The organism is Faecalibacterium sp. An121, assembly GCF_002160915.1.
GTDB lineage: Bacteria > Bacillota > Clostridia > Oscillospirales > Ruminococcaceae > Faecalibacterium > Faecalibacterium avium.
Genome location: NZ_NFLM01000002.1, coordinates 39,765 through 66,104, shown reverse-complemented (window position 1 = coordinate 66,104; position 26,340 = coordinate 39,765). Strand labels below are relative to the sequence as shown.

The 26,340-nt window shown below is 64.6% G+C and carries 25 protein-coding genes and 1 riboswitch; of the genes, 15 read left to right on the top strand and 10 right to left on the bottom strand.

All coding sequences use genetic code 11. From position 1 onward, the window contains the following. Positions 1 to 34: 34 nt before the first annotated feature. On the top strand, positions 35 to 571 hold the full coding sequence (locus tag B5E66_RS13200; protein ID WP_342394990.1) for an O-acetyl-ADP-ribose deacetylase: 537 nt from the start codon (positions 35 to 37) through the stop codon (positions 569 to 571). Then, positions 568 to 1,146, top strand: a complete 579-nt coding sequence (locus B5E66_RS01555) for a GDSL-type esterase/lipase family protein (protein WP_087228220.1) — start codon at positions 568 to 570, stop codon at positions 1,144 to 1,146. Before B5E66_RS13200 ends, B5E66_RS01555 begins: the two co-directional genes overlap by 4 nt. Before the next feature lie 430 nt (positions 1,147 to 1,576). Here the strand turns inward: B5E66_RS01555 and ilvD are convergent, their stop codons facing one another. From ilvD to B5E66_RS01525, 5 genes are all read right to left on the bottom strand, one after another. Further along, positions 1,577 to 3,325, bottom strand: a complete 1,749-nt coding sequence (gene ilvD / locus B5E66_RS01545; RefSeq protein ID WP_446718499.1) for a dihydroxy-acid dehydratase — start codon at positions 3,323 to 3,325, stop codon at positions 1,577 to 1,579. A 78-nt stretch (positions 3,326 to 3,403) separates the two neighbouring features. After that, the gene (locus B5E66_RS01540; RefSeq protein WP_087228217.1) at positions 3,404 to 4,729 is read right to left on the bottom strand and encodes a 6-phospho-alpha-glucosidase; all 1,326 of its coding nucleotides are present in this window, start codon (positions 4,727 to 4,729) and stop codon (positions 3,404 to 3,406) included. Positions 4,730 to 4,748: 19 nt separating this feature from the next. Beyond that, positions 4,749 to 6,344: a PTS transporter subunit EIIC gene (locus B5E66_RS01535; protein WP_087228216.1), complete on the bottom strand. Its 1,596-nt coding sequence runs from the start codon at positions 6,342 to 6,344 to the stop codon at positions 4,749 to 4,751. A 192-nt stretch (positions 6,345 to 6,536) separates the two neighbouring features. Next, the gene (locus B5E66_RS01530; protein WP_087228215.1) at positions 6,537 to 7,307 is read right to left on the bottom strand and encodes a MurR/RpiR family transcriptional regulator; all 771 of its coding nucleotides are present in this window, start codon (positions 7,305 to 7,307) and stop codon (positions 6,537 to 6,539) included. Then, a complete protein-coding gene (locus B5E66_RS01525; protein WP_087228214.1) occupies positions 7,304 to 7,744 on the bottom strand; it encodes a MerR family transcriptional regulator in 441 nt (146 codons plus the stop codon). The genes B5E66_RS01530 and B5E66_RS01525 overlap by 4 nt, the downstream gene beginning before the upstream one ends. 258 nt (positions 7,745 to 8,002) lie before the next feature. Here B5E66_RS01525 and B5E66_RS13055 point away from each other — a divergent pair, with 258 nt between their 5' ends. Beyond that, entirely contained in the window at positions 8,003 to 8,170 is a 168-nt protein-coding gene (locus tag B5E66_RS13055; protein ID WP_158098302.1) for a hypothetical protein, read from the top strand. Positions 8,171 to 8,268: 98 nt separating this feature from the next. Here the strand turns inward: B5E66_RS13055 and B5E66_RS01515 are convergent, their stop codons facing one another. After that, a complete protein-coding gene (locus B5E66_RS01515; RefSeq protein ID WP_087228212.1) occupies positions 8,269 to 9,132 on the bottom strand; it encodes a MurR/RpiR family transcriptional regulator in 864 nt (287 codons plus the stop codon). 193 nt (positions 9,133 to 9,325) lie between these two features. Between B5E66_RS01515 and murQ the strand changes: the two genes are divergently transcribed. The 4 genes from murQ (at position 9,326) to B5E66_RS01495 (ending at position 13,603) form a co-directional block, all read left to right on the top strand. Continuing rightward, positions 9,326 to 10,225, top strand: a complete 900-nt coding sequence (gene murQ / locus B5E66_RS01510) for an N-acetylmuramic acid 6-phosphate etherase (RefSeq protein ID WP_143406914.1) — start codon at positions 9,326 to 9,328, stop codon at positions 10,223 to 10,225. A gap of 67 nt (positions 10,226 to 10,292) precedes the next feature. Beyond that, the gene (locus tag B5E66_RS01505; RefSeq protein ID WP_087228211.1) at positions 10,293 to 11,735 is read left to right on the top strand and encodes a PTS transporter subunit EIIC; all 1,443 of its coding nucleotides are present in this window, start codon (positions 10,293 to 10,295) and stop codon (positions 11,733 to 11,735) included. After that, complete coding sequence (locus tag B5E66_RS01500) at positions 11,728 to 12,789, top strand: MupG family TIM beta-alpha barrel fold protein (RefSeq protein WP_087228210.1); 1,062 nt, start codon at positions 11,728 to 11,730, stop codon at positions 12,787 to 12,789. The genes B5E66_RS01505 and B5E66_RS01500 overlap by 8 nt, the downstream gene beginning before the upstream one ends. Continuing rightward, positions 12,779 to 13,603, top strand: coding sequence for an HAD hydrolase family protein (locus B5E66_RS01495; protein WP_087228209.1), 825 nt, complete (start codon positions 12,779 to 12,781; stop codon positions 13,601 to 13,603). Before B5E66_RS01500 ends, B5E66_RS01495 begins: the two co-directional genes overlap by 11 nt. Positions 13,604 to 13,658: 55 nt before the next feature. On the opposite strand, the gene B5E66_RS01490 is transcribed toward B5E66_RS01495, so the two are convergent. From B5E66_RS01490 to B5E66_RS01475, 4 genes are all read right to left on the bottom strand, one after another. Beyond that, positions 13,659 to 14,426 carry an ABC transporter ATP-binding protein gene (locus B5E66_RS01490; RefSeq protein WP_087228208.1) on the bottom strand — a complete coding sequence of 256 codons (768 nt, stop codon included), beginning with the start codon at positions 14,424 to 14,426 and terminating at the stop codon, positions 13,659 to 13,661. Beyond that, positions 14,426 to 15,487: a FecCD family ABC transporter permease gene (locus tag B5E66_RS01485; protein WP_087228207.1), complete on the bottom strand. Its 1,062-nt coding sequence runs from the start codon at positions 15,485 to 15,487 to the stop codon at positions 14,426 to 14,428. Before B5E66_RS01485 ends, B5E66_RS01490 begins: the two co-directional genes overlap by 1 nt. Continuing rightward, a complete protein-coding gene (locus B5E66_RS13535) occupies positions 15,487 to 16,512 on the bottom strand; it encodes an ABC transporter substrate-binding protein (protein ID WP_087228206.1) in 1,026 nt (341 codons plus the stop codon). Before B5E66_RS13535 ends, B5E66_RS01485 begins: the two co-directional genes overlap by 1 nt. A 242-nt stretch (positions 16,513 to 16,754) precedes the next feature. Next, positions 16,755 to 16,972: riboswitch (cobalamin riboswitch) on the bottom strand. 57 nt (positions 16,973 to 17,029) lie between these two features. Beyond that, entirely contained in the window at positions 17,030 to 18,442 is a 1,413-nt protein-coding gene (locus tag B5E66_RS01475; RefSeq protein ID WP_143406913.1) for a GGDEF domain-containing protein, read from the bottom strand. A 173-nt stretch (positions 18,443 to 18,615) separates the two neighbouring features. On the opposite strand from B5E66_RS01475, the gene B5E66_RS13500 reads away from it, so the two are divergent. The 8 genes from B5E66_RS13500 (at position 18,616) to B5E66_RS01440 (ending at position 26,308) form a co-directional block, all read left to right on the top strand. Next, positions 18,616 to 18,738 carry a hypothetical protein gene (locus B5E66_RS13500; RefSeq protein WP_255396620.1) on the top strand — a complete coding sequence of 41 codons (123 nt, stop codon included), beginning with the start codon at positions 18,616 to 18,618 and terminating at the stop codon, positions 18,736 to 18,738. A gap of 222 nt (positions 18,739 to 18,960) precedes the next feature. Beyond that, complete coding sequence (locus tag B5E66_RS01470; RefSeq protein WP_087228204.1) at positions 18,961 to 19,959, top strand: transglutaminase-like domain-containing protein; 999 nt, start codon at positions 18,961 to 18,963, stop codon at positions 19,957 to 19,959. 16 nt (positions 19,960 to 19,975) lie between these two features. Continuing rightward, the gene (locus B5E66_RS01465; protein WP_087228203.1) at positions 19,976 to 21,373 is read left to right on the top strand and encodes an MBOAT family O-acyltransferase; all 1,398 of its coding nucleotides are present in this window, start codon (positions 19,976 to 19,978) and stop codon (positions 21,371 to 21,373) included. A 12-nt stretch (positions 21,374 to 21,385) separates the two neighbouring features. Beyond that, positions 21,386 to 22,774, top strand: coding sequence for an alginate O-acetyltransferase AlgX-related protein (locus B5E66_RS01460; protein ID WP_087228202.1), 1,389 nt, complete (start codon positions 21,386 to 21,388; stop codon positions 22,772 to 22,774). A gap of 24 nt (positions 22,775 to 22,798) precedes the next feature. Beyond that, positions 22,799 to 23,464, top strand: a complete 666-nt coding sequence (locus B5E66_RS01455) for a hypothetical protein (protein WP_087228201.1) — start codon at positions 22,799 to 22,801, stop codon at positions 23,462 to 23,464. Between the two features lie 2 nt (positions 23,465 to 23,466). After that, positions 23,467 to 25,575, top strand: a complete 2,109-nt coding sequence (locus B5E66_RS01450; RefSeq protein WP_143406912.1) for a M15 family metallopeptidase — start codon at positions 23,467 to 23,469, stop codon at positions 25,573 to 25,575. Positions 25,576 to 25,654: 79 nt separating this feature from the next. Continuing rightward, positions 25,655 to 26,098 (top strand): YunG family protein, encoded by a 444-nt coding sequence (locus tag B5E66_RS01445; RefSeq protein ID WP_087228199.1) that lies wholly within the window; start codon positions 25,655 to 25,657, stop codon positions 26,096 to 26,098. 3 nt (positions 26,099 to 26,101) lie between these two features. Continuing rightward, a complete protein-coding gene (locus B5E66_RS01440; protein WP_087228198.1) occupies positions 26,102 to 26,308 on the top strand; it encodes a hypothetical protein in 207 nt (68 codons plus the stop codon). Positions 26,309 to 26,340: the final 32 nt, after the last annotated feature.

The window sequence follows — 26,340 nt, the reverse complement described above, 5'->3', positions numbered from 1 at the left end:
AGCGGTTCTGCGTCGGTTCGATACATTCCGGGCTTTGACAGGGAAGAACCACATCGTGATTCGCACTATGGACATTACCCAGGCGGATGTAGAGTGCATCGTCAATGCCGCCAACAATAGTTTGCTGGGTGGAGGCGGCGTGGATGGAGCCATCCATCGGGCTGCCGGCCCTGACCTGCTGAAAGAATGCCGCACCCTGCACGGCTGCAAAACCGGCGAAGCAAAGATCACAGGGGGTTACCGTCTCAAGGCAAAGTACGTCATCCACACCGTCGGCCCGGTGTACAGCGGCGCAGCCGAGGACGCCAAATTGCTCCGAAGCTGTTATTGGAACTCCCTCGAGCTGGCCCGGGCGCATGGCATCCACAGCATTGCGTTTCCAGCCATTTCGACCGGTGTTTATGGCTATCCGCTGCGGGCGGCGACTGAGATCACACTCAAGGCGGTCACCGACTGGATGAAGGTTTACCCGGACGCCGGCATGTCGGTCCTGTTCGCCTGCTTTGATGACCGAACGGCCGATGTATACCATGAAGTGTGGGAGAAACTGATACAAGGAGGAAAGCGGTGAAAGTCATCTGCTACGGTGATTCCAACACCTATGGTTTCGACCCGCGTGGCTGGCTCGGCGGGCGATATGATGCGGACAATCGATGGGTGGACATCCTTGCCCGGCGGACCGGCTGGGAGATCCTGAATTGGGGGATGAATGGCCGGGCGATACCGTCACAGGCGCCTGCCTTTCCGGCTGACACAGATTTATTGATGGTAATGCTGGGTACCAATGACCTGCTGCAGGGCCGTACCCCGTCAGAGACAGCACAAAGAATGCTGCGTTTCCTTGCCGAGTTGACGGTGGAACATGATAAAATCTTGCTCATCGCGCCGCCGCCGGTGGCTTTCGGCGCGTGGGTGCAGGAGCAGCGCCTGATCGATGCCTCGGCAGAGCTGGCCGTGCAGTATCGAGCGCTGGCGGAGCGATTGGGGGTCCGTTTTGCCGACGCCGGAGCGTGGGGTGTGGGCCTGGCGTACGACGGCGTGCACTTTACGGAACAAGGCCACTGGGCCTTTGCAGAGGGAATCTGGAAAGAGCTCATAGTATCCCCAGCAGCTTCTGAAAATACCTCTCCCAACACCTCTTACTGATAACCTTCTCCTCGCTTTCCCACGCCCGCAGGGAGCGCTCGCTGAGGCCGAACTGCTTGGCCGAGGTGCAGGCGATGATGATGGCAAGAGAACAAAGTGTCGCCGGCGTTGTGCCACAGCAGGCAGGCGCCGCCTTGTTCCGGCAGGAGCGTTGCTTTTGATGCGTGCAATGCCTTCTGCGATGCGCAAGCGTTTTATGAAGCATGGCCGGTATCTTACAGCAGGGTCTCCGGGGCCCTGTTTTGTCTTTGCAGCTTTTGGATAGGGACGTTTTTGGCATCCAAAAGATAATAAAACAACGGCAGGGCCTTTTGTTGGAAGTCCCTGCCGCTGTTTGGCTGGAGTTTGGGAATGTCGGGGGAAAAATGAGCTCACAGCTTTTGATTCCGGCAGAAGCCGTCCTTCGGGCTGCGGGCTGGTGGGGCTTGGTTCAGCGGGCGTCGTAGTCCAGATAGGCGCCCTTCATGGGGCTGGCGGCCAGCTCGCTGAACAGGCGCAGCACGCCTTTGGTGTACTTGCGGGGCTTGGGCTGCCAGTTGGCGCGGCGCTGGGCCAGGATGGCGTCGATCTCCTCGGGGGTCCTGCGCTCGCCGCGGACGCCTACGATGTTCAGCTTGCGGGCAAAGACGTCGATCTCGATCAGGTCGTCCTGCTCCACCAGGGCGATGGGGCCGCCGTCCACGGCCTCGGGGCTGCAATGGCCGATCACCGGGCCGGTGGACGCGCCCGAGAACCGCCCGTCGGTGATGAGGGCGATGCTGCGGCCCAGCTCCTTGTCGGAGGAAATGGCCTCGGAGGTGTAGAACATCTCGGGCATACCGCTGCCCTTGGGGCCTTCGTAGCGGATGAACACCGCGTCGCCCTTTTGCACCTCGTGGTGGAGGACGGCCGCCAGGCATTCCTCCTCGCTGTCGAAGGGGCGGGCCCGCAGGACGGCCTTATACATCTCTTTCGGGCAGGCGGTGTGCTTGATGACCGCGCCCTCGGGGGCGAGGTTGCCCTTGAGGATGGCGATGGAGCCGTCGGTGCCGATGGCCTTGTCGTAGGGACGGATGATGTCCTCCCGGGTGATGTGGACGCCATAGCGCGCGTTGAACTGGTCCAGCCACTTCTGGCAGCGCTGGTAGAAGCCATTGGCTTTCAGTTCGTCCAGGTTCTCGCCCAGGGTCTTGCCGGTGACGGTCATCGCATCCAGGTGCAGGTGGTCCCGGATCTCCTCCATGATGGCGGGCACGCCGCCGGCGTAGTAGAAGCACTCGGCGGGCCAGCGGCCGGCGGGGCGGACGTCCAGCAGGTACCGGGCGCCCCGGTGCAGCCGGTCGAAGGTGTCGCCGGTGATCTCGATGCCCAGTTCGTGGGCGATGGCGGGCAGGTGCAGCAGGCAGTTGGTGGAGCCGGAGATGGCGGCATGGACCAGAATGGCGTTCTCAAAGCTGTCCATGGTGACGATGCGGCTGGGGCGCATGGCGTCGCAGCCGGCCATCTCGACGGCGCGGCGGCCGGCCTGCCGGGCATAGGCCAGCAGGTCGGGGCTGGTGGCGGGCATCAGGGCGCTGCCGGGCAAAGCCAGGCCCAAAGCCTCGGCCATGATCTGCATGGTGGAAGCCGTGCCGATGAAGCTGCAGGCCCCGCAGCTGGGACAGGCGTTCTGCTTGGCCCAGTTGAGCCTGTCCTGGTCGATCTCGCCCCGCTCAAATTTGGCGCTGTACATCCCCAGCTGCTCGAGGGTGAGCATCTCGGGGCCGGCGTTCATGGTGCCGCCGGGCACCACCACCGAGGGGATGTCCACCCGCAGGCAGCCCATGAGGTTCGCGGGCATCCCCTTGTCGCAGCTGGCCAGGTAGACCCCGGCGTCAAAGGGGGTGGCGTTCGCGTGGATCTCGATCATGTTGGCGATGATCTCCCGGCTGGCCAGGCTGTAATTGATGCCGTCGGTGCCCTGGCTCTCGCCGTCGCAGATGTCGGTGCAGGCGTACCGGGCGCCATAGCCTCCGGCCTCGGCCACCCCCTTGCGCACCTCCTCCACCAGGATGGGCAGGTGGCCGCTGCCGGGATGGCTGTCCCCGGCGGTGCTCTCGATGATGACCTGGGGCTTTGCAAGGTCCTCCGGGGCCCACCCGGTGCCGATCCGCAGCGGGTCCAGCTCGGGGGCCAGGGTGCGCATTTTCTGACTGATCAGTTCCATCTTGTTTCCTCCTTTGGTACGCACAAGCCGCCGCAGGGCAGGGGCACACTGCGGCGGCGGGCGATGGATATTTTAGTGCAGCTCGGGCCAGTAGTCCTTGTTGGCCTCGATCAGATCGTCCAGGATCTCTTTGGCCACCCTGGCGCTGGGCACCGTCTTGCTCAGCGTCAAAGCCTGCCACATCTTCTGGTAGCTGTGCTCGCAGTAAGCCTGCACCACCAGCTTTTCCACGGCCACCTGCTGCTGCATCATGCCCAGCTGGAAGGTGGGAATCTCACCCTGGCACAGGGGCTCGGGGCCTTCGTTGCCCACCAGGCAGGGCACTTCCACCATGGCGTGGGGGTCAAAGTTGGAGATGGCGCCCTTGTTCTCCACGATGCACAGCATCCGCTCGTGGGTGTTGTAGGCGATGGCCCGGGCCAGGTCCACGATGAAGCTGGCGTGGTTGTCGATGGAGAACTCGTCGCCGTTGAACCGGCCCGAATCCACAATGGCCTTGGCGGCGCCGAACACGGTCTTTTCGCGGCCGTTCTCCACCTCATTGGCGCGGGTGTAGTTGGGGTCGCTGTGGGCCACCACATAGTCGGGGTAGAGGTAGTATTTCAGGTAGGTGTTGGGCAGGCAGTCGGGGGTCACCGCCAGCAGATCGGCGGCCTTGCGGTGGGTCTCCTGCCAGCTGGAATCCATGTGCTGGGTCTCGATGGCCTTGGCGGTCAGGTAGCCGTTCTTGCTGACATAGTCGATGAGCTGGGGGGTGTAGTCGGTACCGTCCTTGCCCTTGACGCTGGTCCACCAGCCAAAGTGGTTGAGGCCGTAGTAGCGTACATCCAGGTCTTTGGGGTCCTTGCCCACGATGTAGCTCATCCGCCGCAGGGTGCCCACAGGCATATCGCAGATGTTGATGATCTTTGCGCCGGGACGCAGGACCCGGCAGGCCTCGGCCACGATGGAGGCGGGGTTGGAGTAGTTCAGCATCCAGCAGTCGGGGCTGTACGCCTCCATATAATCGATCAGCTGCATGATGTCGGGGATGCTGCGCATACCGTAGGCGATGCCGCCGGGACCGCAGGTCTCCTGGCCCACCACGCCGTGGGCCAGCGGGATCTTCTCATCCTTTTCCCGCATGGGGTAGCCGCCGCTGCGGATGTGGGCCATACAGAAATCCACATCGGTGAAGGCTTCCTTCGGGTCGGTGGTGTAGGAGAACGCCACATCCGGCGCCACCTTCTGCATGGCCAGCGCGATGGCTTTGGCCAGCTTTTCCTGGCGCTCGGCGTCGATGTCGTACAATTTCAGGCTGCGGATGGGGAAGCGGTCCAGGCTGTCCATCAGCATCATCACGATGCCGGGGGTGTAGGTGCTCCCGCCGCCGGCGATGACGATCGAAAACTTTTTCATCTTCAAAACCTCTTTTCGTTTATTCCTGGTCGGCAAAGCCCAGTTCCTGGTCCACGGCCTTGCGGACGGCATTGACCTTGAGGCCATAGACCACCTGGACGTTCTTGCCCTTGCGGATGACGGCGTTGGCGCCGGTCTGGTTTTTCAGCACGTCCTCCTGCACGAGGTCGGGGTTCGCCAGCTCGGTGCGCAGACGGGTGTAGCAGTTGGTGACCTTGAGGATGTTGTCTTTGCCGCCCAGAGCGCTGACGATGAGGGCGGCGTCCACGGCGCTGTCCGCAGCAGGACCGGCGGACTTGCCCGCGGCCACCTTGGCCTTGTACTCGGCCTTGCTGTGCAGCTTCATCTCCATGCCCTCGCTCTCACGGCCCAGGGTCTTGAGGTTCATCTTGACGATCAGGACGCGGAAGATGACGTAGTACAGAACGAAGTAGATGACGCCCACCAGGATGTAGACGGGCCAGTGGGTCTTGCCGGTGCCCAGGGGCACATTGTACAGCAGAAAGTCGATGAAGCCGTTGGGGCCGATGGCGCGGCAGCCCAGCACGTTCAGCAGCACCATGCTGGAGCCGGCCAGAACGGCGTGGACCACGAACAGGATGGGAGCCACGAACAGGAAGCTGAACTCGATGGGCTCGGTGACGCCCGCGATGAAGGAGGTGGTGGCGGCGGTGATCAGGACGGCCTTGATCTTGCCGCGGTTCTCAGGGCGCGCGGTGTGGTACATGGCCAGGCAGGCGCCGATCAGGCCGAACATCTTGGAGATGCCCCGGGCGTCCCAGATGACCGACTGGCTCAGGACTGCCACAGAGGGGTCTGCGATCTCGGCGTAGTAGATGTTGCGGGCGCCCTCGTAGATCTGGCCGCCCACCTCAGCGACGCCGCCCAGGGAGGTGTACAGGAAGGGGGTGTAGACCAGGTGATGCAGGCCGGTGGGGATGAGCAGGCGCTCCAGCATACCGTAGACGAACAGGCCCAAGTTGCCGGAAGCCTGGATGAAGCTGCCCAGAGAGTTGATGCCCGCCTGGGCGAAGGGCCACACATAGGTCAGGACGACGGCCAGCACCACCATCAGGGGGATCAGGACGATGAACACAAAGCGGGTGCCGCCGTAGATCTGGAAGGCGTTGTTGAACTCGGTCTCACAGAAGCGGTTGTGGATCCAGGCCACGATGATGCCCAGCATCAGGCCCAGAAAGACGCCCATATCCAGCACCTGCACGCCCAGCACGGTGGTCTGGCCGGTGCCGCTCAGGTTGCCTTCCACCAGGATGCCGGTCAGGCCCATGAAGCGGTTCATGGCGTTGATGAACACCAGGAAAGCCAGAAGGCCGATGAAGCCCGCCTCGGACTTCTTCTTGTGGGCCAGGCCCACCGCCAGGCCCACGCAGAAGATGACGCCGAGGTTGGTCATGATGGCGTTCAGCGAGCCGGACAGCAGGGTGCCGAAACCGGTGGTGACGGGGTTGTTGAGGAAGGGCAGCACTTCCATCAGACGGGTGTTGGTGAACAGGTTGCCGACCGCGATCAGAATACCAGCAATAGGCAGGATCAGGACGGGGATGAACATCGCTTTGGAGAAGCGCTGCATGGCGTCCATGACTTTTTCTTTCATGAGAAATGATTCCTTCTTTCCATTGTGTTTTCCGCGGGGCGCGTCCGCCCGGTTTGCGCGACAGCTGTCTTTACACACAATATGCCAAAAAAATTGCCCTGTGTAAACTCTTTTTGGGCAAAAGAAAACCTGTTACCCCAATCGGTAACAGGTTGCGGCCAGCGCGCGAAAACGGTTGTGCGGAATACACAATCACACCGGCAGGTCATTGTCGGACTTGCACAAGCGGCGGTATTCATACGCGATCAATTCCATCAGCATCAGGGTCTGGGGGAAAAAGGTGTTGGGCATGACGTTCAGATCGTCCAGCTTCCACAGATCCTCCACCCGGAACCAGATGTCGGCGAACTGGCCCACGCTGTTCTCATGGTCGCCGGTGATGGCCACCGTAAAGACGCCGTTCTCCTGGGCGGTCTTGATCTTGTCCCGCACCAGGGAGGTCTCGCCCGACTTTGAGATGCCGATGAACATCCCCATCCGGTCCAGGGAGTTCTCGAAGATGCCCACCGAATCGCCGCCGCTGGCAAACAGACAGTGCTTGCCCATATTCAGCAGCTTATGATAGAGGTATTCGCCCGCCGTGCCCGAAAAGCCGGTGCCATAGATGAAGATGGTCCGTTCGGTCTGCCGGATGATCTGCTGGGCGCAGCTCTTGACCTGGGTGTAGGTGTTGTAGTTGAGCAGGGAGACGGTGCCGAAGCTGCTGAGAAAGTCCACTTCCTCCTGCTCGGTCTTTTGGGGCATCTCCACCAGCGAGCGCAGCTTGTAGCACATATCCACAAACCCGCCATAGCCCATCTTTTTGGCCAGCCGCATGATGGTGGAGGTGGAGGTGAAGTTGGCCCGCGCCACCCCGCGCACCCCGTCGCGCAGCACATGGTCCAGGTTTGCCACGATGTATTCCAGCACGGCGGCTTCGGTGCCCGTCAGCCCCTTGTCCTGGATCAGCTTTTCAAGTTTCATAGATTCGGGTCCCTCCCCGTCTTGGCATATTCTGTCTGGCCGCCGGCCGGGATGAGATTGCTCTCGTAGGGGCGCTTGCCCGCCAGCACCTCGTCGTAGAAGGTCTGTTTCCAGTCGATGTAGGCGACGCTTTCCTCCAGCTGTTGGATGGTGCTGCGCAGGGCCTCCTGCTTGCGTTCCAGCATCTGCTTGCGCTGGGGGATGCTGGACGGGCCCTGCAAACACAGCTCCAGGTATTCCTTCATCTCCTGGATGCTCATGCCGCACCGTTTCAGACAGACCAGGTCCTTGATCCATTTCAGATCCCGCTCATCAAAGACCCGGCGGTTGTTGTGGTCCCGCTTGACATAGGGCACAAGGCCCTCGTTGCAGTAAAATTTCAGGGCCTGATAGGTCATATCCGCCTCTTTGCACACCTGCATCATGGTATAGATCATGGCAGCCTCCCGGTTCATTCACAAAAAATTTAAAATGGGGGACTTGACCGGTTGTTACAACCGGAGTTTATAATCGGAAGCAGCAAACGGTCCTGCCCTCTGCATTATAGCAGGAAACTTCCCGTTCCACAAGAGACCAAACGAGCCGGGCGGGACACAGCTGTTCATTCGAATGTGTACAGGAGGCAGAAACCATGCAAGCGTTTACGTATTCGTATCCCACAAAAGTCTATTTATGACCTGAGCGGCAAGACCATCGTGCCCTTTACCGTCCACGGCGGCAGCCGGTTTGCCGGCACCATCCAGACCATCCAGCAGCTCCAGCCGGGCGCTGCCGTTTGGGAGGACGGGCTTTCCATCTCCCGCAGCAGCGTGCTGGACGCCCCGGCCGCAGTGACCGAATGGGTCGGCGGCCTGGAACTGTAAGGCCCGGCCCAAACCGTGACAGGCCGCAGTCCGGACAAGAAGCCTGGCGCGCCCGCATCTTTGGCGGGCGCTTTTTTCGCCCTGACGCATATACAGCTTTATGGCGCGGCGTCTTCCGGCTCGCCGGGCTTGTAGATATGGGTCAGAGTCAGTTTGCGCAGGGTGTCCTCGTAGTGGAGGCTGGCATAAGTGGTGTACAGAATGTCCACCACGTTGAGCTGTGCCAGACGGGAGGACATGGCCCCATTGCGGAAAAGTGACTCGTTGGCCGCAATGTAAAGATTGTAGTCGGCCAGCTTGGCCACTTCGGAGGGGTAATAGCGGGTGACGGCAATGAGGGGCGCGCCGTTTGCCTTCATGGCTTTCATGCACTCGATCACTTCCACCGTCTGACCCGAATAGGAAAAGACGATCCCCACGTCCCGGCTGGTGGCATAGCGGGCCGAAAGGAGCTGGGCGTGCCAGTCCTCGTTGATGACGCAGGGCTTGTCCAGCCGCAGGAACTTGAGATAGGCGTCCCGGGCCACACACAGCGAGGACCCCAGCCCAAACAGCAGCACGCTGCGGCAGTTGTCCAGCAGTTGTGCGCACTGCTCCACCGTGTCGGGCGCCAGCAGACGCTGGGAATCGGACAGGGACTGGATATTCTTTTGGGTCACCTTCTGGATGATCTCGTGGACGCTGTCCCCGGCGGTCAGCTCCTGCTCGGGGTGACGGCCTGTCTCTCCCAGGGCGGCCAGTTCTCCCACCAGAGCACGGCGCAGCTCCTTGTATCCCTCAAAGCCCACCGACCGGCAGACCCGCACCACGCTGGAAGGGGACGTGAAGGTCCGCTGGGCCAGCTGCCGGACCGAGAGCAGGGTGGATTCCTCGGGATTTGAGATGATATAGCGGGCGATCTGCTGTTCGGCAGGACTGAGGGAGGCGCAGCTCTCCCGCAGCCGGAGCAGTGCATTCTTCATAAAAACCTCCTCGATTATGGCTTTTGCACAAAAAATATCTAAAACATGGAGAAGAATTTCAGAAATCATCCTATCGTGAAACATTATACCACAATTGCCGGAAAATGTGGACATTTTGTTTTCAAAGGCCTATAATGCAGTCACACGAACGCTCCATCAGGGTGTATTTAACAGCAGAAAGGCCGGGTAAGAAATGAAACTGAATCTGAACGGAATGACCACCGAGCGGCGCAACCCCCGCACCATGGATCTGGATACCATGACCGAGCTGGAGATCGTCAGTGCCATCAACGAGGAGGATGCCCGGGTGCCTCTGGCGATCGCCAAAAAGCTGCCCGAGATCGCGCAGGCAGCCCACTGGGCGGTGGAAGCCTTTGAACAGGGCGGAAGGCTGTTCTATATGGGCGCGGGCACCAGCGGCCGGCTGGGCGTACTGGATGCAGCCGAATGTCCGCCCACCTTCGGAGTGGATCCCGGGATGGTGGTGGGGCTGATCGCCGGCGGCGAGAAAGCTTTCCTCAAGGCCATCGAGGGGGCAGAGGACAGCCGTGAACTGGGCCGCAGCGACCTGGAGGCCCATGGCCTGACCGCCAAAGATTTTGTGGTGGGGATCGCGGCATCGGGCCGTACTCCCTATGTGCTGGGAGGTCTGGAATACGCCAAAAGCGTGGGCTGCCGCACTGCCGCCATTGCCTGCAATACAGGCAGCGCCGTGGGGAAAGCTGCTGACCTCGCTATTGAGGTGGAGGTAGGGCCCGAGGTGCTGACCGGCTCCACCCGGATGAAATCGGGCACCGCCCAGAAGATGATCCTGAATATGATCTCCACCGCGTCGATGGTGCGGATCGGCAAGGCTTATCAGAATCTGATGGTGGATGTGATGCAGACCAACGAAAAGCTGCACGTGCGGGCCGAAAATATCGTCATAGATGCCACCGGCGTGGAGCGGCAGGAAGCGCGCAGGGCCATCGATGCGGCAGGGGGGAGCGTCAAGTGCGCCATCACCATGCTGCTGGCCGGCTGCGGGGCAGAGGAAGCCGCCCGCCGCCTCGAACAGGCCCACGGCCATGTGCGGGCCGCCATCGAGGGATGATTGTGGACAATGCGGCGCGAGCCGCCTGTCGAATAAAACCATGCGGATCAAAAAGGAGGACTAAGCAATGACCAATGAAGAACTGGTCCGGCAGTCGCTGGAAAACCTGGGCGGCAAACAGAATGTCGTCTCTGCCACCAACTGCATGACCCGACTGCGGATCGAGGTCAAGGATGCAAGCAAGATCAACGAGGAAGCCATCAAGAAGATCGAGGGCGTCCTCGGGGTGGTGCACGACAGGCCCGGCTATGTGGAGATCGTGGTGGGCCCCGGCAAGTGCCGCAAGTGCGCCGACATCTGCCGCAGCATGGGCATCCCCGCTGCGGGCAGTGCCAATACCAAAAACGACTGGCAGGCCAACAAGGCGGCTGTCAAGGCGGGCCAGAAGCAGAGCAAGGTCAAGAGTATGCTCAAGACCTTCGGAGACATCTTTGTGCCCCTGCTGCCTGGCGTCATCGCGGCCGGCCTGTGCTCGGGCCTGGCTACCCTGATGACCCAGGTAATGCCCAACTATGCCGAAAGCTCCTTCTGGAGCATCGTTTACAACCTTCTGGCCCTGATCAACGCCGCATTCCTGAGCTACCTGACGGCATGGGCTGGCTACCGGGCCGCCGAGAAGTTCGGCGCCACCCCCATCCTGGGCGGTATGCTGGGCATGATCACCGGCCTTGGCAACATCGACACGATCTCCCGGATCCTGGGTCTGTACGATGAAGTGCAGCCTCTGGATTCCATCCTGCGCGCCGGCCGCGGCGGCGTCCTGGCCGCTGTCATCGGCGTGTGGTGCCTGAGCTATGTGGAGAAGTTCATCCGCAAGTATATGCCCGAGTCGCTGGACATCATGTTCACCCCGCTGCTGACCCTCATCGTCTGCTCGGTGCCTTACATCCTGGTGGTCATGCCCATCACCGGCTACATCTCCACCGGCCTGTGCTGGATCGTGCAGCAGGTCTGCATGAGTGAGAGCCTCATCATGCGCATCGTGGCCGGCTACATCTCCACCGCCCTGTTCCTGCCCATGGTGGCCATGGGCATGCACCACGGCCTGGTGGCCCTGTACTCGGTACAGCTGGAAACGCTGGGCTATGTCACCCTGTACCCCGCGCTGGCCATGGCCGGTGCCGGCCAGGTGGGCGCGGCCATCGCCATCTACCTCAAGGCCAAGAAGGTGGGCAACACCCGGATGAAAGAAGTCATCACCGGCGCTCTGCCCGCAGGTATCCTGGGTGTTGGCGAGCCCCTGATCTACGGTGTCACCCTCCCCATGGGCCGTCCCTTCATCACGGCCGGTCTGGGCGCAGGCTTCGGCGGCGCCTTCGTCATGGCCATGCAGGTGGCTGCCACCACCTGGGGCCCCTCGGGTCTGCTGGCCATCTTCGTTATGACGGCCGGGCCTTCCGGCGCCACCCTCAGTGTGGGCTGCTATGTGGTGGGTCTGCTCATCAGCTATGTGATGGGCTTCCTGATCACCAACGCCATGATCAAGCCCGAGGAGGTTGCCGATGCCTGATTTTCTCGGACGGTCGGCTTACCTGACAGAGTTTGAGAAACAGAAAGCACCGCTTGCCGCCTGCCCGGCAGGCGGTGCGCCTGTTTTTATCTCACTGCATATCGGGGAAGAATTTGCCCCCGACTACCCTGCCCGTGTGGGGGAAATGTGCGGCTGGCTGCGCCGGCAGGGCTGGCGCATCCTGGCGGATGTGTCCGAGGTGACGGCCCGGCAGCTGGGCTGCCGGGACATCGCGGAGCTGGCGCAGCGGCTGGGCCTGTGGGGCCTGCGCCTGGATGACGGCTTCACCCTGGAAGAGGCCTGCGCCCTGGCCGCCCGGATGCCGGTGGCGGTCAATGCCTCTACCACCACGGAGCAGCAGGCCAGGGTCCTGGCGGCGGCGGGACCGGATGTCATCGCCATCCACAACTTTTATCCCCGCCCTGAGACCGGCCTGGACCCCGATTTTCTCCGCGAGAGCACCCGGATGCTGCAGGCGGCCGGCATGAAGGTCTATGCCTTTATCCCGGGGGATGAAGGGCTGCGGGGGCCTCTCCACGCCGGATTGCCCACCCTGGAAGCCCACCGCGGGGCCGCCCCGCTGGCCGCCTTTGCCGACCTGGCGGTCAATTATGGAATGGACGGCATTTTTGCCGGTGACCCGGGCGTCAGCGCATACCAGCTGGGCCAGATCGCCCGCTTTTGCACCGAAGGGGTGCTGCCGGTGCCGGTCCGCCTCACGGCGGATTGGGAGGGGCTGTATGGAAAGGTGTTCACCTGCCGGCCGGATTCGCCCCGCTGGCTGGTCCGCTTCCAGGAGTCCCGGGCCTATGCCAAGGCCGGTCCGCCGGTGCAGCCGGACCGCTGTGAGGAGCGCAGGCGGGGGAGCATCACCATGGACAATTGCCTTTACGGCCGCTATTCCGGGGAGGTGCAGCTGATCCGCCAGGACCTGCCCGCCGATGAGAAAGTGAACGTCATCGGCCATATCCAGCCGGGGTATGAGCTGTTGATGGACTGCATCCGCAGGGGCAGCCGGTTCTGCATGGTAAAGGAGGACACCTGTGAACTATAAACTGTTGGCTCTGGATCTGGACGGCACCGCTCTTGGCGGCGACCCAGACCTGTTTGCGTCCGGTCTGGCCGAGGCGGCGGCAGGAGCGGCGGCAGGAGGGTGCACCGTGGTGGTGGCCACAGGCCGGCCTGCCGCCTGTCTGCCTGCAGCGATGGACCCCATGCCGGACTGGGTCGGATGGCTGATCCTCTGCGACGGAGCCGAAATACAGGACGCCCGGACCCGCGCCTGCCTTTGGCGCAGAGCCTTTTCCGCTGCCTCCCTGGCCTGTGTGGAACAGGCCGCAGCGCGCTGGGACCTCCCCGTTGAGTACATAGACCGCAGCAGCTGCTACCACCTGACAGCGGCTGCGCGGCGCTGGGTGGAAGCCTCGGGCCCAAGCGCGTTCCATAAGAATGTGGTGGCCCGGCATGGCCGCCTGCTGGACGCCCCGGCGGCCTCACTGGCCGGCCTGGACGTGCTGAAGATCAATATGCCCTTTGTCCCGCAGGAGCTGCGGCCGGGCTTTGCCGCTGCCGTCGGGGATGCGGCCCTCATCCTGGACTGCGGCCCCGGGGGCCTGGAACTGACCGCTCCCAGGGCAGGCAAGCTGGCTGCGGTGCAGGTCCTGGTCCGGACGCTGGGCCTTGGGATGAAGGATGTGATGGCCCTGGGGGACAGTGGCAACGACGCTGCCCTCCTGCAGGCCGCCGGACTGGGGGTGGCCATGGGCAACGGACAGGCGGAAGTCCTGGCAGCTGCCCACACCGTGACAGGCCGCAACACCGAAGGCGGCGCCGCAGACGCCATCCGCCGATTTCTGCTGAACGGCTGAAACCAAACACAAAGCACCCCCGCTTTTCCTTGTGGGAAAGCAGGGGCGCTTTTATTTATTGTGTGTGTTTGGTGCGGTAGAGCACCGTCAGCTGGCCGTCGATCTCGAGGACCCGGGCCTCCACCTGGTAGACCCTGCGGATGAAGGCGGGGGTCAGGAGGGCGCGGGGCGGGCCGCTGCCCACCAGGCGGCCGTCCTGGAGGGCGTACAGCCAGTCGCAGTAGGCCGCCGCGATGTTCAGATCGTGCAGGGCGGCCAGCACCGTTTTGCCCAGCCCCCGCACCAGGTCCATCATGCCCAGCTGATACTGGATGTCCAGGTGGTTGGTGGGCTCGTCCAGGATCAGGCAGGGGGTCTGCTGGGCCAGGGCCCGGGCCAGGATGACCCGCTGCTGTTCTCCGCCCGAAAGGCTGGAAAAGCTGCGCGTTTCAAACCCGGCCATTCCCACGGCGGCCAGCGCCCGGGCGGCGGTCTGCCTGTCCTGGGGCGTGTCCCGCTCCAGGGCGCGCTTGTGGGGCGCGCGTCCCATCCGAACCATCTCCTCCACCGTCAGATCAAAGGCGCAGGCGTTGTGCTGGGCCACTACGGCCAGCTTTTGGGCCCATTGGCGGGGGGAGCAGCTCTCCTGCGGACAGTCGTCCAGCAGCACGGCGCCCCCGGTGGGCCGGAGGGTGCGGTAGACGCACTTGAGCAGGGTGGATTTGCCGCTGCCGTTGGGCCCGATGATCCCCACGAACTGGCCCTTGTGGGCGGCCAGGTCGATGCCGTGAAGGATCTCCTTGCCGCCGGGCGCGGCTTTCAGTTCCCGGATCTCCAGCTTCATCAGGCGTTCCCTCCAAATCCGTACCGGCTGCGGGCCATCAGACACAAAAAGACCGGCGCCCCCAGCATGGAGGTCAGGATGCCCACCGGCAGCTCGTTGCCGGGCAGCACCACCCGGCACAGCACGTCGGCCCAGAGCAGGAACAGTCCCCCGGTCAGGGCTGTCAGGGGGATCAGCCGCCGGTGGCCGGCCCCAAACAGGATCCGCACCACATGGGGCGCCACCAGACCCACAAAACCGATGATCCCCGCCGCCCACACGGCCAGACCGGTCAGGAGGGCGGACACCGCCAGATAGATCATCCGCAGCCGGTGCAGGTCGGTCCCCAGGGTGACGGCGGCATCGTCCCCCAGCAGCATCCGGTCGAGGGTGCGGCTCTGGGTCAGGAAAAAGACGGCGCCCGCCAAAGCCGCCGGCACCAGCACCCCGTTGGAGGGCCAGCTGGCCGCGGCCATACTGCCCATGGTCCAGCGGGCCACCTGGCTGGCTGCGTGGTCTGCGTCGGCCTGGTAGATCAGGAAGTTGGAGAAGGCCCCGCACACCGCCGCCAGAGCAGACCCTGCCAAAAGCAGCTTGACCGTATTGGGACGGCCGCCGAGGCCTGCCAGGAACATCACCGCCCCGCAGGCGCCCAAAGCCCCTGCAAAGGCCATGCCGCCCACAAAACCGCCCCCGATGCCCAGCAGCAGGGCCAGAGAGGCTCCCAGGGACGCCCCCGAGGAAATGCCCAGCACATAGGGGTCGGCCAGGGGGTTCTGGACAATGGCCTGCATCACCGCTCCGCTGAGGGCCAGGCAGGTCCCTACCGCCGCCGCCAGCACCAGGCGGGGCAGGCGGATCAGCCAGACCACGTCGTGCAGGGGAGTGCCGGGGCCCCACCCCTCGGGGATGGGGACGCCGGCCAGACAGTGGGCCAGCTCATGCCGCAGGACGGTATAGACCTGTCCCGGCGGCAGGGAAGTGGTGCCCAGGCTCACCGCCGCCAAAAGGGACAGGGGCAAAGCCGCCCCCAGCACGGCCAGTGCGGCCAGGAAGGCCGGGCGGCTGCGCAGCCGGGCCATCAGGCTGCCTCCTCGCCATACATCCCGGCGGCAATGGTGCGGATGCCGTCCAGAGTGCGGGGACCTGCGGCGTAGATGTCCCCCAGCATGACGGGGTACACCCGCCCCTGCTGCACGGCGGACAGGCTGGCCAGGGCGGGGTCTTCCCGGATGGCCGCCAGCTGGCTGGCGATCACCGTTTCGGGGTCATCGCCGGAGTAGGCCATATACACCACAAAGATCACATCGGGGTCGGCCACCACCAGCGTCTCTTTGCTCATCTCGCTGCCCTCGGGCTGGACCAGCACGCCCCCCAGCTGGGTGACCATGTCGCCCGCCAGCGAGTTGGCGCCGTAGTTGGTGACGTTCCCGCCGATGGGTTCCACCACCGCCACCCGGACGGAGTCTTTGCCCTCCACGGCGGCCAGAGTGTCCGCCACCGCAGACTTCATCCCGTCCACCAGGGCCTGGGCCCGGTCCTCCACATCAAAGATCCGGCCCAGGCTGAGGATGTCGCTGTACTCGTTCTCCAGGGTGCGGGGATGGCCGCCGGCCCGGGTGTTGGTGTTGAGATAGGTGGCCACCCCTTTGGCGTTCCAGCCGGTCACGTCGCCCAGCTTTTTCTCCCCGAACAGCGATCCCCAGGAGAGGATCAGATCGGGCTGCAGCAAAGTGACCGTCTCCTTGTCGGGGGCGAACACGTCCTCCTGGTAGTTCATCCGGGCAAAGCCGTTCTGCCATTCTTCCTTGACGGCATTGTCCAGCCCGTAGGAGGCAATGACATGGTCCTCCAGGCCCAGGGCGATCATGGTCTCGATGGAGCCCTGGTACACCGCCACCACCCGCTGCGGGGCCTGGTGGTAGGTATAGGCGACTTCGTTGCCGGCGTAGTCGTAGTTGGTGATGGTCACGGGATAGTGGCCTGTCTCCCGGGCGGCGAGGGCCGCCGGGGCCTGGGACGCGCCGGGGGCCGTGCTGCCGCAGCCGGCCAGCTGCAAAGCCAGGGTCAGGGCCGCAAGGGATGCCAAAAAGCGGGTGCGTTTCATACGTTCATGCTCCTTTCGCCTGCCGGTCCGCTGCCGCGCTGCAAAAAGAAAGCGCCCTCCTCACCCTGTGAGAAAGGCACTTGACAAAGCGTCTGCGAGGGGCCCGGCCCCTCCAAAAAACAGCGCACAACCAAAGCGCAGCGCGCACAACGGCTCTGCGCCATGATTTTCCACGCCGGCGTTTGGTCCGTCCGCGGCGCGTCTCCTGCCTCCCCGCCGCCCCGGCAGGCAGCCGGGCGGCGCGCAGTATGAACCGCAGGGCAGGTCTTCCGGCTCGGGGATGGGGGCAGACATCTGCCCTGCGCGCCGGCCCGTCTTCCCACGTCATGGACGCAGTGACATCCTTGGCCGGAGCTCTCCCCCTACGGCGGCGGTCCCGCACAGGCTTTGCACCTGTTTCCCTATTCTCCCGGCCGGCCTCTGGCAAAAGGCCCCGGGCACCCTGCGGCGCTTTGTTATGCACAGAATAACACAAATGCAGCCGCAGCGCAAGAACAAAAGGCAGCGTCCGTCGCGGCTACCGTGCCCGCCGGTCGAAGGCGGCGTTCTGGTAGAAGGAGCGTTTGGCCTCGTACATACGCTGTTCGGCGGCCTGGAGCAGCGGCGCAAGGTCCCGGGCGGGGGCGGGCGTCCAGGCGACGCCGGCGGAGATGTAGTAGCCCTTGCGCTCCAGCTCCCGGGTGGCGGTCCGGGTGCGGCGGAGGATCTCCTCCCGGTCCCGGTCCACCGCAAAGATGACGAACTCGTCGCCGCCCACCCGATAGGACCACTGGGTGCCGAAGTCCTGCCGGATCTGCCGGGCTACCTCCTGCAGCATCCGGTCGCCGGTCTGGTGGCCCTGGGTGTTGTTCAGCTCGTGCAGGCCGTTGACGTCCACAAAGATGCAGCACAGTTCCCGGCGGCCCTCCTGGGCCAGAATGGGCAGGTCGTGCTGGTAGCGGTTGCGGTTGTACAGCCCGGTGAGGGCGTCCTCCCACCCCTGGCGCTCCATTTCCCGCGTCTCGCGCCGGATGTAATAGACCATCCAGCACAGGTAGAGCAGGAAGGCCGCGCCCTCCGCCGCCAGCATCCGGTCGAGCAGGCTGCGGACGTACTGCGCCCTTGCAAAGACCAGGTGCTCCGGCACCGACAGCGCCACCCGCCACTGGTTGACCGCGAGGGGGGTGTAGTAAAAATAGAGGTATTCGCCGGTGGTCTGGGACCGAAAGACCACAAAGTTGCTCTCTCCGTTCACAAGGCCCTGGCGCAGCTGGGCGTCGTTGTAGCCTTCCGCCATCGGGCGGCTGCCCAGCGCCCAGATGTTGCCGGGCTGCTGGCCGGTGTGCCAGGTATCCACCAGGAAGTCGCCGGTCGCGCCGTCGATGAGGTAGACCGCCGTCTGGCCGCCGTAGGGCTGGTAGGGCAGCTCCCGCGCCAGCTCGCCCAGCTCGATCACCCCGCACAGCAGGGCTGCTGTCTGCCCCTGGCGGACCACCGGCACATAGTGGCGGACCACCGGGCTCTGACCGTCCAGGTCGGTCTCCCGGTCGGTGACGTGGGCCCCCCGGGCGGCCTCCTGCGCAAAGGACAGCCGGCCCGCCGCGCTGACCTCCTCGCCGTCGGCGGTGACCACCCGGTCCCCGGGCAGCAGCAGTTCCAGCCGGGAAAAGAAGCTGCCGGTGTCCTGGTACAGCGCCAGATATTCCGCCGGGGCCTCCTCGCCCATCGCCAGGATCTCGGCCAGCAGGGTCAGCTTCTCCCGGTCGCTGTCCACCCGCTCCTCGATGCTGCGGGCCAGCTTGTCCGCTTCTTCGGCCAAGGAGGTAAAGCTGGCCTGTTCCTCCTGCCGGTTGACCTGTTCGGTGACCCAAAAGCTGGCGACGGCCACCCACAGCACCAGCACCATCGCCGCAGCCAGCGGCCTGCCCCAATGGACTCGGTCGTTTCGCATCCTGCATTCCCTCCGCCTGTTCGGTTTGCGCTTGTCGAGCCTATTGTACACAGCCCGTGCGCCGGCTGTCAAGCGCTGCGGGCTGGAAGTTGCGCCCGGTCCGTTGTATACTATAAGAAAAACCAAAGGAGGACTCTTATGAAGATCATCGACGCCCATGTCCACCTGGTGCAGTGCATTGCCGGCACCGGTTTGAGGAGCTGGGGCTGCGGGTGGTGAAATTCGAGGTGAGCACCGGCTCGGGTCTGATGGCAAACCTCTGCCAGAACGCCCGGACCGTCTTTTGGGGAGAATGAGGCGGAGGGCGTTTTTGCAAAAAGATGCAGTTCATTACATGAAATATGCAGTCTGTTACATTTCTTGCAAAAAGCGGCAAAAGATGCTATACTTTTGAAAATATAGCTTGCAGGACGCGCTTTTTTGCCGAAGGCGGGACGGCGGGCGCGGGCGCGCGCGGCTGCATACATTCGGGACTTCCTGCATAAACCCGCCGCAGGACAAAAGGGGTATGAGTGATCATGAAGCACAAATGGATGATGGGGCTCTGCGTGGTCTGCGCGGCCGCGCTGGCCATGCCGGCCGCCGCAGCTCCGGGTCCGGCGCAGTTTGCCCAGAGCGAGAACTGCCTGTCCGGCCTTTTTGAGGCGCTGCAGGGCAGCGGCTTTGTCACGGCGGAGGACGGCCAGGTGCGCTACCGCAGCGGGTGGGGCGACTGGCAGCGGTTCGAGCCGGGGTTTGTGACGGTGGAGGGACAGCTGTACCATGTGGAAGCGGACGGCGTCACCTTCACCCGGCTGCCCCTGGGGCTGTCGGTGGTGGACGGCTCGGTGTGTTACAGCAGCGACGGGCTGTCCATCCGGACCTTTGCGCCCGGCTTTGTGACGCTGGACGGCAGGCTGTACCGGGTGGCGGCGGACGGGTACAGCTTTGAATGCCGCACCGCCGGCGTCTATCTTTTGGGGGACGAGGTCTACTGCGTCCCCGCAGACGGCGCCGAATTCCTGACAAACGGCGTCTACAACGGCCTGCAGTTCGGCCCGGACGGCCGCTACACCAGCGGCAATGCCCAGCTGGACGGCCTGGTGCGGCAGGCCCTGGACGCCTGCTGCGACCCCTCCATGACCCAGGAGGAGAAGCTCCGCGCCGCCTACCTCTACCTGCGGGACAACGGCCGGTATCTGGCCCGCAGCCACTACCCCCGCGGGAGCGTGGACTGGGCGATGGCGGAGGGACAGTTCTTCCTGGAGAACCACCGGGGCAACTGCTACGGCTTCGCGGGCGCCTTTCTGTACATGGCCCGGCAGCTGGGCTACCAGGCCTACCCGGTCTCGGGCGGGGTGGGCTATGACGACCGGGACCACGCCTGGGTCATGATCCCCTGGTGGAACGGCACCACCTATATGTTCGATGTGGAGCTGGAGTATGCCTACCGCTACCGCTACGCCAACCGCCGCCTCCTCAACCTGTACCAGATGACGCCGGCCACCGCGCCCTTCGTCTATACCTTCCCCCAGTGAGCGGAAGGAGGGTGCTATGGCGTTCAGTTCGGTCGTCTTTGTCTGCTTTTTCCTGCCCGCCGTCTGCCTGCTCAACTGGGCCATGCCGGGCATCCGGAGCAAAAACGCCCTGCTCACCGTCGCCAGCCTGATTTTCTACGGCTTCGGCGACCCCTTCAATCTGGTGCTGCTGCTGGCGTCGGTGCTCTGCAACTACACCGCCGGCCTCCTGGTCACCGGCCGCAGGCGCAGGCTGTTTTTGGCGCTGGCGGTGGCGTTCAACCTGGGTCTGCTGGCCTTTTACAAGTATCTGGGGTTCTTTGCCGCGAACCTCAACGCCCTGCTGGGCGCGCAGCTGCCGGTGCCCCAGATCACACTGCCCATCGGCATCTCCTTTTTCACCTTCCAGGGGCTGTCGTACGTCATCGACGTCTACCGGGAGCCCGATTTGCAGACCAGCAGCTTTTTTGACGTGCTGCTGTACATCTGCCTGTTCCCCCAGCTGGTGGCGGGCCCCATCGTCAAATACCGCGACATCGCCCGGGAGATCCGGGTGCGCCGCGCCACTCTGCCCGAGACGGCCCAGGGCCTGCGCCGCTTTGTGCTGGGCCTGAGCAAGAAGCTGCTGATCGCGGACACCATGGCGGGGGTGGCCGACACCGTCTTTGGCCTGGACGCGGCTTTTCTGGATATCCGGCTGGCCTGGCTGGGGGCGGTGGCCTATACCCTGCAGATCTACTTCGATTTCAGCGGATACAGCGACATGGCCATCGGGATGGGGTGGATCTTCGGGTTCCACTTCAAGGAAAACTTCGACCACCCCTATGCCAGCACCTCGGTCAAGATGTTCTGGCGGCGGTGGCATATCTCCCTGTCCAGCTGGTTCCGGGATTATCTTTACATCCCCCTGGGGGGCAACCGCCGGGGCCGGTGGCGCACCTACGCCAACAAACTGCTGGTGTTCTTCTGCACCGGCCTGTGGCACGGCGCCAACTGGACCTATGTGGTCTGGGGCCTGTGGCACGGGGCGTTCCTGGTGGCGGAGGACCGCCTGCTGCCGGTGCAGCGGCTGGGCCGCCGCTGGCGCTGGGTGGGGTGGCTGTACACCCTGCTGGTGGCGGTGGTGGGCTTTGTGTTCTTCCGGGCCGCCAGCCTGGAACAGGCGGGCGCCATCATCGGGCGGATGTTCACCGGCTTCTCCTTTACGGTGGAGGGCAGCGCCGCCCTGGCCGGCCTGATCGACCCGCTGCACCTGGCGGTGCTGGCCCTGGGCTGCGTGGTCAGTTTGCCCGTGCTGGATAAGCTCCGCGCCCTGTCGGCAAAGCATCCTGTGCTGGAGCGCCTGTCCTACCCGGCGACGCTGGCCTTGTACGGGCTGGACGTGATGCACCTGGCGGCGGCCAGCTTCGTGCCCTTCATCTATTTCCAGTTTTAAAGGAGGCGCCCCATGAAACGCAGTGCAAAGCCGGGCCTTGCGGCCTTCATCGGCCTGTTTCTGGCGCTCAGCATCCTGCCCAGCGCCGGGATGCTGGCGGCGCACACCACCCGGGCTGTGGGCAATGAGCAGCTGGCCCTGTGGCCCCAGCTCCACACCGCCGACGGCGGCTGGAACCGGGCGTATCTGAGCGAAGTCTCGGACTACCTGGCCGACCACATCGCCTTCCGGCATTCGTTTGCCACCCTCTATGCCCGGCTGTGCAGCGGGGTGTTCGGCACCCTGCCCGGGGAGGACGTGGTGCTGGGCCGCGAGGGCTGGCTGTACTACGCCGAGACCCTCCCGGACTACCAGGGCACCGCCCGGCTGACCCAGCGCCAGTGCTGGGCCGCAGCCCGCGCCCTGGCCCTCATCCAGGAATACTGCCAGGGGCAGGGGGTGGACTTTGTGTTCACCATCGCGCCCAACAAGAACAGCATCTATCCCCAGTATATGCCCGCGCGCTACCGCCCCGCCGCCTCTCCCGGCAACGCCAGCCGTCTGGCGGACTGCCTGCGGCAGCAGGGAGTGGCCTATGTGGACCTGTTTTCGGTGCTGCGGCAGGAGGCCGGACAGACCCGGCTCTACTTTGCCTGGGACAGCCACTGGAACAACCTGGGCGCGGCCCTGGCAGCCGACGCCCTGGCCGATGCGCTGGGCCGGGGTCCGGAGGATGACAGGGGCGGGTACAGCCTCCAGCCGTCCCACCTGGGGGACCTGTATGCCATGGCCTATCCGGCCGGGACCGAGCTGGAGCCGGACGCCGTCTTTGAAAAGGGATTTACCTTCACCTATCCCAACGGCCTGCGCTCGGCGGAGGATATCACCATCCGCACCCAGAACCCCGATGCCGGCGGCAGCCTGCTGCTGTTCCGGGATTCCTTCGGCAATGCGCTGTATCCCTTCCTGGCGCAGCGCTATGGCGCGGCCTGCATCTCCCGGGCCATGCCCTACAACCTGACCTATCTGGAACGGGAACAGGCCGACACCCTGGTGATCGAGCTGGTGGAGCGCAACCTGCGCTGGCTGGTGGAGCGTCCCACCCGGATGCCCGCCCCGGTGCGGCAGGTGGACCAGAGCTGGCAGCCGGGGGACTTTGCCGCATCCGCCGTCTGTACCGAGGCCGCCGGCCTGGAGGGCTATGTCGAGATGACCGGCAGCATCCGGTGCCCGGGCCTCGACCCCGACAGCCCCATCTATCTCCAGGGAGCCGACGGCCTGGTCTACGAGGCCACCCCCGCCGGGGAAGGGGAGGAGCCCTTCACCCTCTATCTGCCCGCCGCTGCGGCGGACGGCAGGCTGGAACTGGCCGTCCGGGCCGGCGGCGTCTGGCAGGCCGCCCCCCTGGACCTCACACGATAGCAAGACAGAAAGGAAACCAAAACCATGCGCAAACGCAATCCCATCGCCGCAGTCCTGATCCTGGCCTGCGCCCTCAGCGCCTGCGGAGGAGCCGCCGGCACTGCGGCCTCCCCGGCCCCGAGCGCCGCCCCTTCGGCTGTGTCCGCCGCGCCTTCGTCCGAAGCAGAACCGGCGGCCGAGAGCGCCGCGCCTTCGTCTGAAGCGGAACCGGCAGCCGAGAACGACGCATCTTCGTCCGAGGCAGAACCGGCAGCCGAGAGCGCCGCACCTTCGTCCGAAGCAGAACCGGCGGCCGAGAGCGCCGCGCCTTCGTCCGAGGCAGAACCGGCGGCCGAGAGCGCCGCGCCTTCGTCCGAAGCAGAACCGGCAGCCGAGAGCGCCGCGCCTTCGTCCAAAGCAGAACCGGCAGCAGAACCGGCTCCCGCCCCGACGGTTTCCGCTCCGAGCGAGGCCGCTCCGGCCCCCGCCCCGGCGGCTTCTGTCCCGGCGGCGGACCCCAAGCAGACCGCCCTGAGCTATGTGGGCCGCAGCGCCGCCGAACTGGCGGCTGCCATCGGCCAGCCCAACTCCACCGAATACGCCTCCAGCTGCATCGGAGACGGGGAGGACGGCATCTGGTATTATGACGGCTTCACCGTCTACACCTATCGGGGCACCGACGGCTCCGAGCGGGTGGAAGACGTCTTTTGATCATGCGGGGCAAACGCAAACGGTGGCTGCTCCTGCTGCTGGCGGTGCTCATCGCGGCGGCAGGAGCGCTGTTGCTGCACCGGGGCAGGCCCCGCTTTGACCCGGACGCCCAGCTGACCGTAACACGCCAGGAGGACGGCTGGCAGCTGGCCTGGCCCCAGGTGCAGGGGGCCGAACGCTACCAGGTCCAGGCGGAAAGCCAGGGCCAGACCCTGCTGGAACAGACGGTGGACCAGCCCGGCTGCACCCTGCCCGCCGTGCAGGACGGGCGGGTGCGCATCCGCATCCGGCCGCTGAGCGCCCGGGGCCGGGGCGCGGCCCGCACCTGGCAGGTGGAGGACGCCGGCGCCATCCCCTGGCCCAGCCTGACCGGCTTTGAGGCCAGGGCAAACGACGACGCCTGCGCCATCGACTTTGCCTGGCAGGGCGAGGGGGCCGACCGCTATCTGCTCTACCGTCTGGGCGAGGACGGCACGGTCATGGAGCGTCCGATGCCCACCTATACCATGTATCTGGGACAGGAGGGGCAGATGCCCCTGCCCGCCTATGGCCAGCAGATCCAGTTTGCCGGCAGTCTGGGCCGCCTGCAGGGGGATATCCTGTTCTGCTGCCCTGTGTCTGCGCCGCACACCTTTGTGCGGGAGGACTTCCTGGGCACCGAGATCCACCTGAACGCCGTCCAGCAGGAGGACAACTGCTACACCTTCCGCTGGAACGAGGCCAAGGGCAGCGGCTACATCCTGCAATACCAGACCGGCCAGACCCGGCAGTGGACCGACCTGGCCCGGGTGCAGCCCGCCGAACAGCCCAGCTGCCAGGTCAAGCTGCGCAGCGGCACCGATTACAGCCTGCGTGTGGTGGCGGAGGGGGCGGCGTCCCGGTCCGAGCCCATCCGGCTGACCACCGGCCTTTCCACCCTCTATGCCACCGTGTGGCCCATCCAGGACCTGGAAGTGTACGCCGATACCGGCCGCCAGCAGGTGATGGGCACTTTGCCGGCTGTCTCCGCCTGCTGCGTGCTGGAGGAAACGGAGGGCCTGTTCCGGGTCCGCACCCCGGAAGGGGAAGGCTACATCGACGCCGATCTCTGCCTCATCAACCTGCCGGATTACATCGGGGAATTGTGCTTGTACGATATCACGAATAGTTATGACTCCCGGTATATGGTCCACGGCTACGGCATCCCCGAGATCACCGGCACCGTGATCGTGGGGTATGAAAACGTCTGCCTGGCGCAGGGGGAGTACCTGGCGCCTCTGCTCTACCCTTCGGCGCAGAAGCTGGCCCAGGCCGCCCGGGCGGCGCTGGAGGACGGCTACCGGCTCAAGATCTACGATGCCTACCGGCCGCGGCAGGCCACTCTGGAGCTCTACCGCATCACCGGCGAGCACCTGCAGGACCCCATCCCCGAGCAGACCTACACCGGCCAGCCTGTGGACGACCTGCCCGAGGGCATCCCGCTGCTGCATGAACTGCTGGCCGGGCAGGAAGCAGACCCGCCTGTGCCGTCCGATGCGACCAACGGCTGGCTGCTGGACTGGGCCGTGGGCGGCGAGACGTCCGCCGGCAGCGAGGCGGCCTCCTCGGAGGCGGCTGCGTCCAGCGAGGCCGTGCCGCCGCCCGTGCCGGAGGAAACTGTGCCGCAGCCCGACGTCCCCGCCGAGACGCCCCCGCAGCCCGAGGGCTACCTGACCTATTACCAGCTGATGACCGGCGGGCGCTACCATCTGGGCAGCTTCCTGGCGCGGAACGGCTCCACCCACAATCTGGGCATTGCCATGGATCTGACGCTGGTGGATGTGGACACCGGGGAAGAACTGCAAATGCAGACCGCCATGCACGATCTGAGCTGCTATGCGGTGCTGGCCCGAAACAACCAAGCCGCCGAGCTGCTGGCGGATTATATGATGGGGGCGGGCTTTGCGCCCCTGACCAGCGAGTGGTGGCATTTCCAGGACGACGACACCCGGGACGCGCTGGGCCTGGAAGTATACCAGGAGAAGGGGGTCAGCCTGGAGGGCTGGCACCGGGACCTGGAGGGCTGGTATTACTGCGGCAGTGACGGCAGCCGGCTGTCCGGTCCGGCCGCCGATACCGACGGCGGGAACTGAACATGGGCCATGGCACGGCGCGGCGATTTGTGGTATACGGATGGGCAAAGACCGTTTCGTGCAAAAGGAGGCAATACCGATGCAGGAATATCACTTTTATGGGTGGCAGCAGGCGGATGTGCCTGCGGCCGGCGGGGCGTACCCGGGCATCCGCACCCCGCGGGACCTCTACGACAAGCTGCGTGGGATCTGGTGCGCCGAGACCTGTGCGCCCCGGCTGCGGGACGGCTGGTCGCCGGCGAATCCCACCCTGGGCCAGTGCTCCATCACGGCCTTTCTGGCACAGGATATCTTCGGCGGGCAGGTGTATGGCATCCGCCGCCCCGACGGCAACTACCACTGCTACAATGTGGTGGACGGCCATGTCTTTGACCTGACCAGCGAGCAGTTCGGCGGCGAGAAGCTGTGCTACGAGGGCAACCCGGAGCAGTCCCGGCAGGTGCATTTTGCCAAAGAGGAAAAGCACCAGCGCTATCTGCTGCTGTGCCGGCGCCTGCGGGAAGAATGCGGCGGGGAGGGCTGAACCATGGACCGTCTGGAAGCCTTTGAAGCCATGCTGGCCGGCCTGCAGAAACAGGCTGCCTATGAGAAAGAACAGATGGAAAAGCTGAAGGCGGCCGGCAAAGAGAAGTCGGCCACCTACCGCCAGTACCTGGGCAACCGCCTGGTATACAATCAGATCTTTGGGTGGTATCAGCAATACGGCCTGCTGGACGGCTCCGGCCGGCCGTAAAAAAGCGTTTCCTCTCCGGCGTGCGGCGCCGG

Excerpts from the sequence above, each read along its gene's own strand:
- B5E66_RS01540 (WP_087228217.1), bottom strand. The coding sequence starts at position 4,729 with ATGAAAAAGTTTTCGATCGTCATCGCCGGCGGCGGGAGCACCTACACC.
- B5E66_RS01535 (WP_087228216.1), bottom strand. The coding sequence starts at position 6,344 with ATGAAAGAAAAAGTCATGGACGCCATGCAGCGCTTCTCCAAAGCGATG.
- B5E66_RS01530 (WP_087228215.1), bottom strand. The coding sequence starts at position 7,307 with ATGAAACTTGAAAAGCTGATCCAGGACAAGGGGCTGACGGGCACCGAA.
- B5E66_RS01525 (WP_087228214.1), bottom strand. The coding sequence starts at position 7,744 with ATGATCTATACCATGATGCAGGTGTGCAAAGAGGCGGATATGACCTAT.
- B5E66_RS01515 (WP_087228212.1), bottom strand. The coding sequence starts at position 9,132 with ATGAAGAATGCACTGCTCCGGCTGCGGGAGAGCTGCGCCTCCCTCAGT.
- murQ (WP_143406914.1), top strand. The coding sequence starts at position 9,326 with ATGAAACTGAATCTGAACGGAATGACCACCGAGCGGCGCAACCCCCGC.
- B5E66_RS01505 (WP_087228211.1), top strand. The coding sequence starts at position 10,293 with ATGACCAATGAAGAACTGGTCCGGCAGTCGCTGGAAAACCTGGGCGGC.
- B5E66_RS01500 (WP_087228210.1), top strand. The coding sequence starts at position 11,728 with ATGCCTGATTTTCTCGGACGGTCGGCTTACCTGACAGAGTTTGAGAAA.
- B5E66_RS01490 (WP_087228208.1), bottom strand. The coding sequence starts at position 14,426 with ATGAAGCTGGAGATCCGGGAACTGAAAGCCGCGCCCGGCGGCAAGGAG.
- B5E66_RS01485 (WP_087228207.1), bottom strand. The coding sequence starts at position 15,487 with ATGGCCCGGCTGCGCAGCCGCCCGGCCTTCCTGGCCGCACTGGCCGTG.
- B5E66_RS13535 (WP_087228206.1), bottom strand. The coding sequence starts at position 16,512 with ATGAAACGCACCCGCTTTTTGGCATCCCTTGCGGCCCTGACCCTGGCT.
- B5E66_RS01475 (WP_143406913.1), bottom strand. The coding sequence starts at position 18,442 with ATGCGAAACGACCGAGTCCATTGGGGCAGGCCGCTGGCTGCGGCGATG.
- B5E66_RS01470 (WP_087228204.1), top strand. The coding sequence starts at position 18,961 with ATGAAGCACAAATGGATGATGGGGCTCTGCGTGGTCTGCGCGGCCGCG.
- B5E66_RS01465 (WP_087228203.1), top strand. The coding sequence starts at position 19,976 with ATGGCGTTCAGTTCGGTCGTCTTTGTCTGCTTTTTCCTGCCCGCCGTC.
- B5E66_RS01460 (WP_087228202.1), top strand. The coding sequence starts at position 21,386 with ATGAAACGCAGTGCAAAGCCGGGCCTTGCGGCCTTCATCGGCCTGTTT.
- B5E66_RS01455 (WP_087228201.1), top strand. The coding sequence starts at position 22,799 with ATGCGCAAACGCAATCCCATCGCCGCAGTCCTGATCCTGGCCTGCGCC.
- B5E66_RS01450 (WP_143406912.1), top strand. The coding sequence starts at position 23,467 with ATGCGGGGCAAACGCAAACGGTGGCTGCTCCTGCTGCTGGCGGTGCTC.
- B5E66_RS01445 (WP_087228199.1), top strand. The coding sequence starts at position 25,655 with ATGCAGGAATATCACTTTTATGGGTGGCAGCAGGCGGATGTGCCTGCG.
- B5E66_RS01440 (WP_087228198.1), top strand. The coding sequence starts at position 26,102 with ATGGACCGTCTGGAAGCCTTTGAAGCCATGCTGGCCGGCCTGCAGAAA.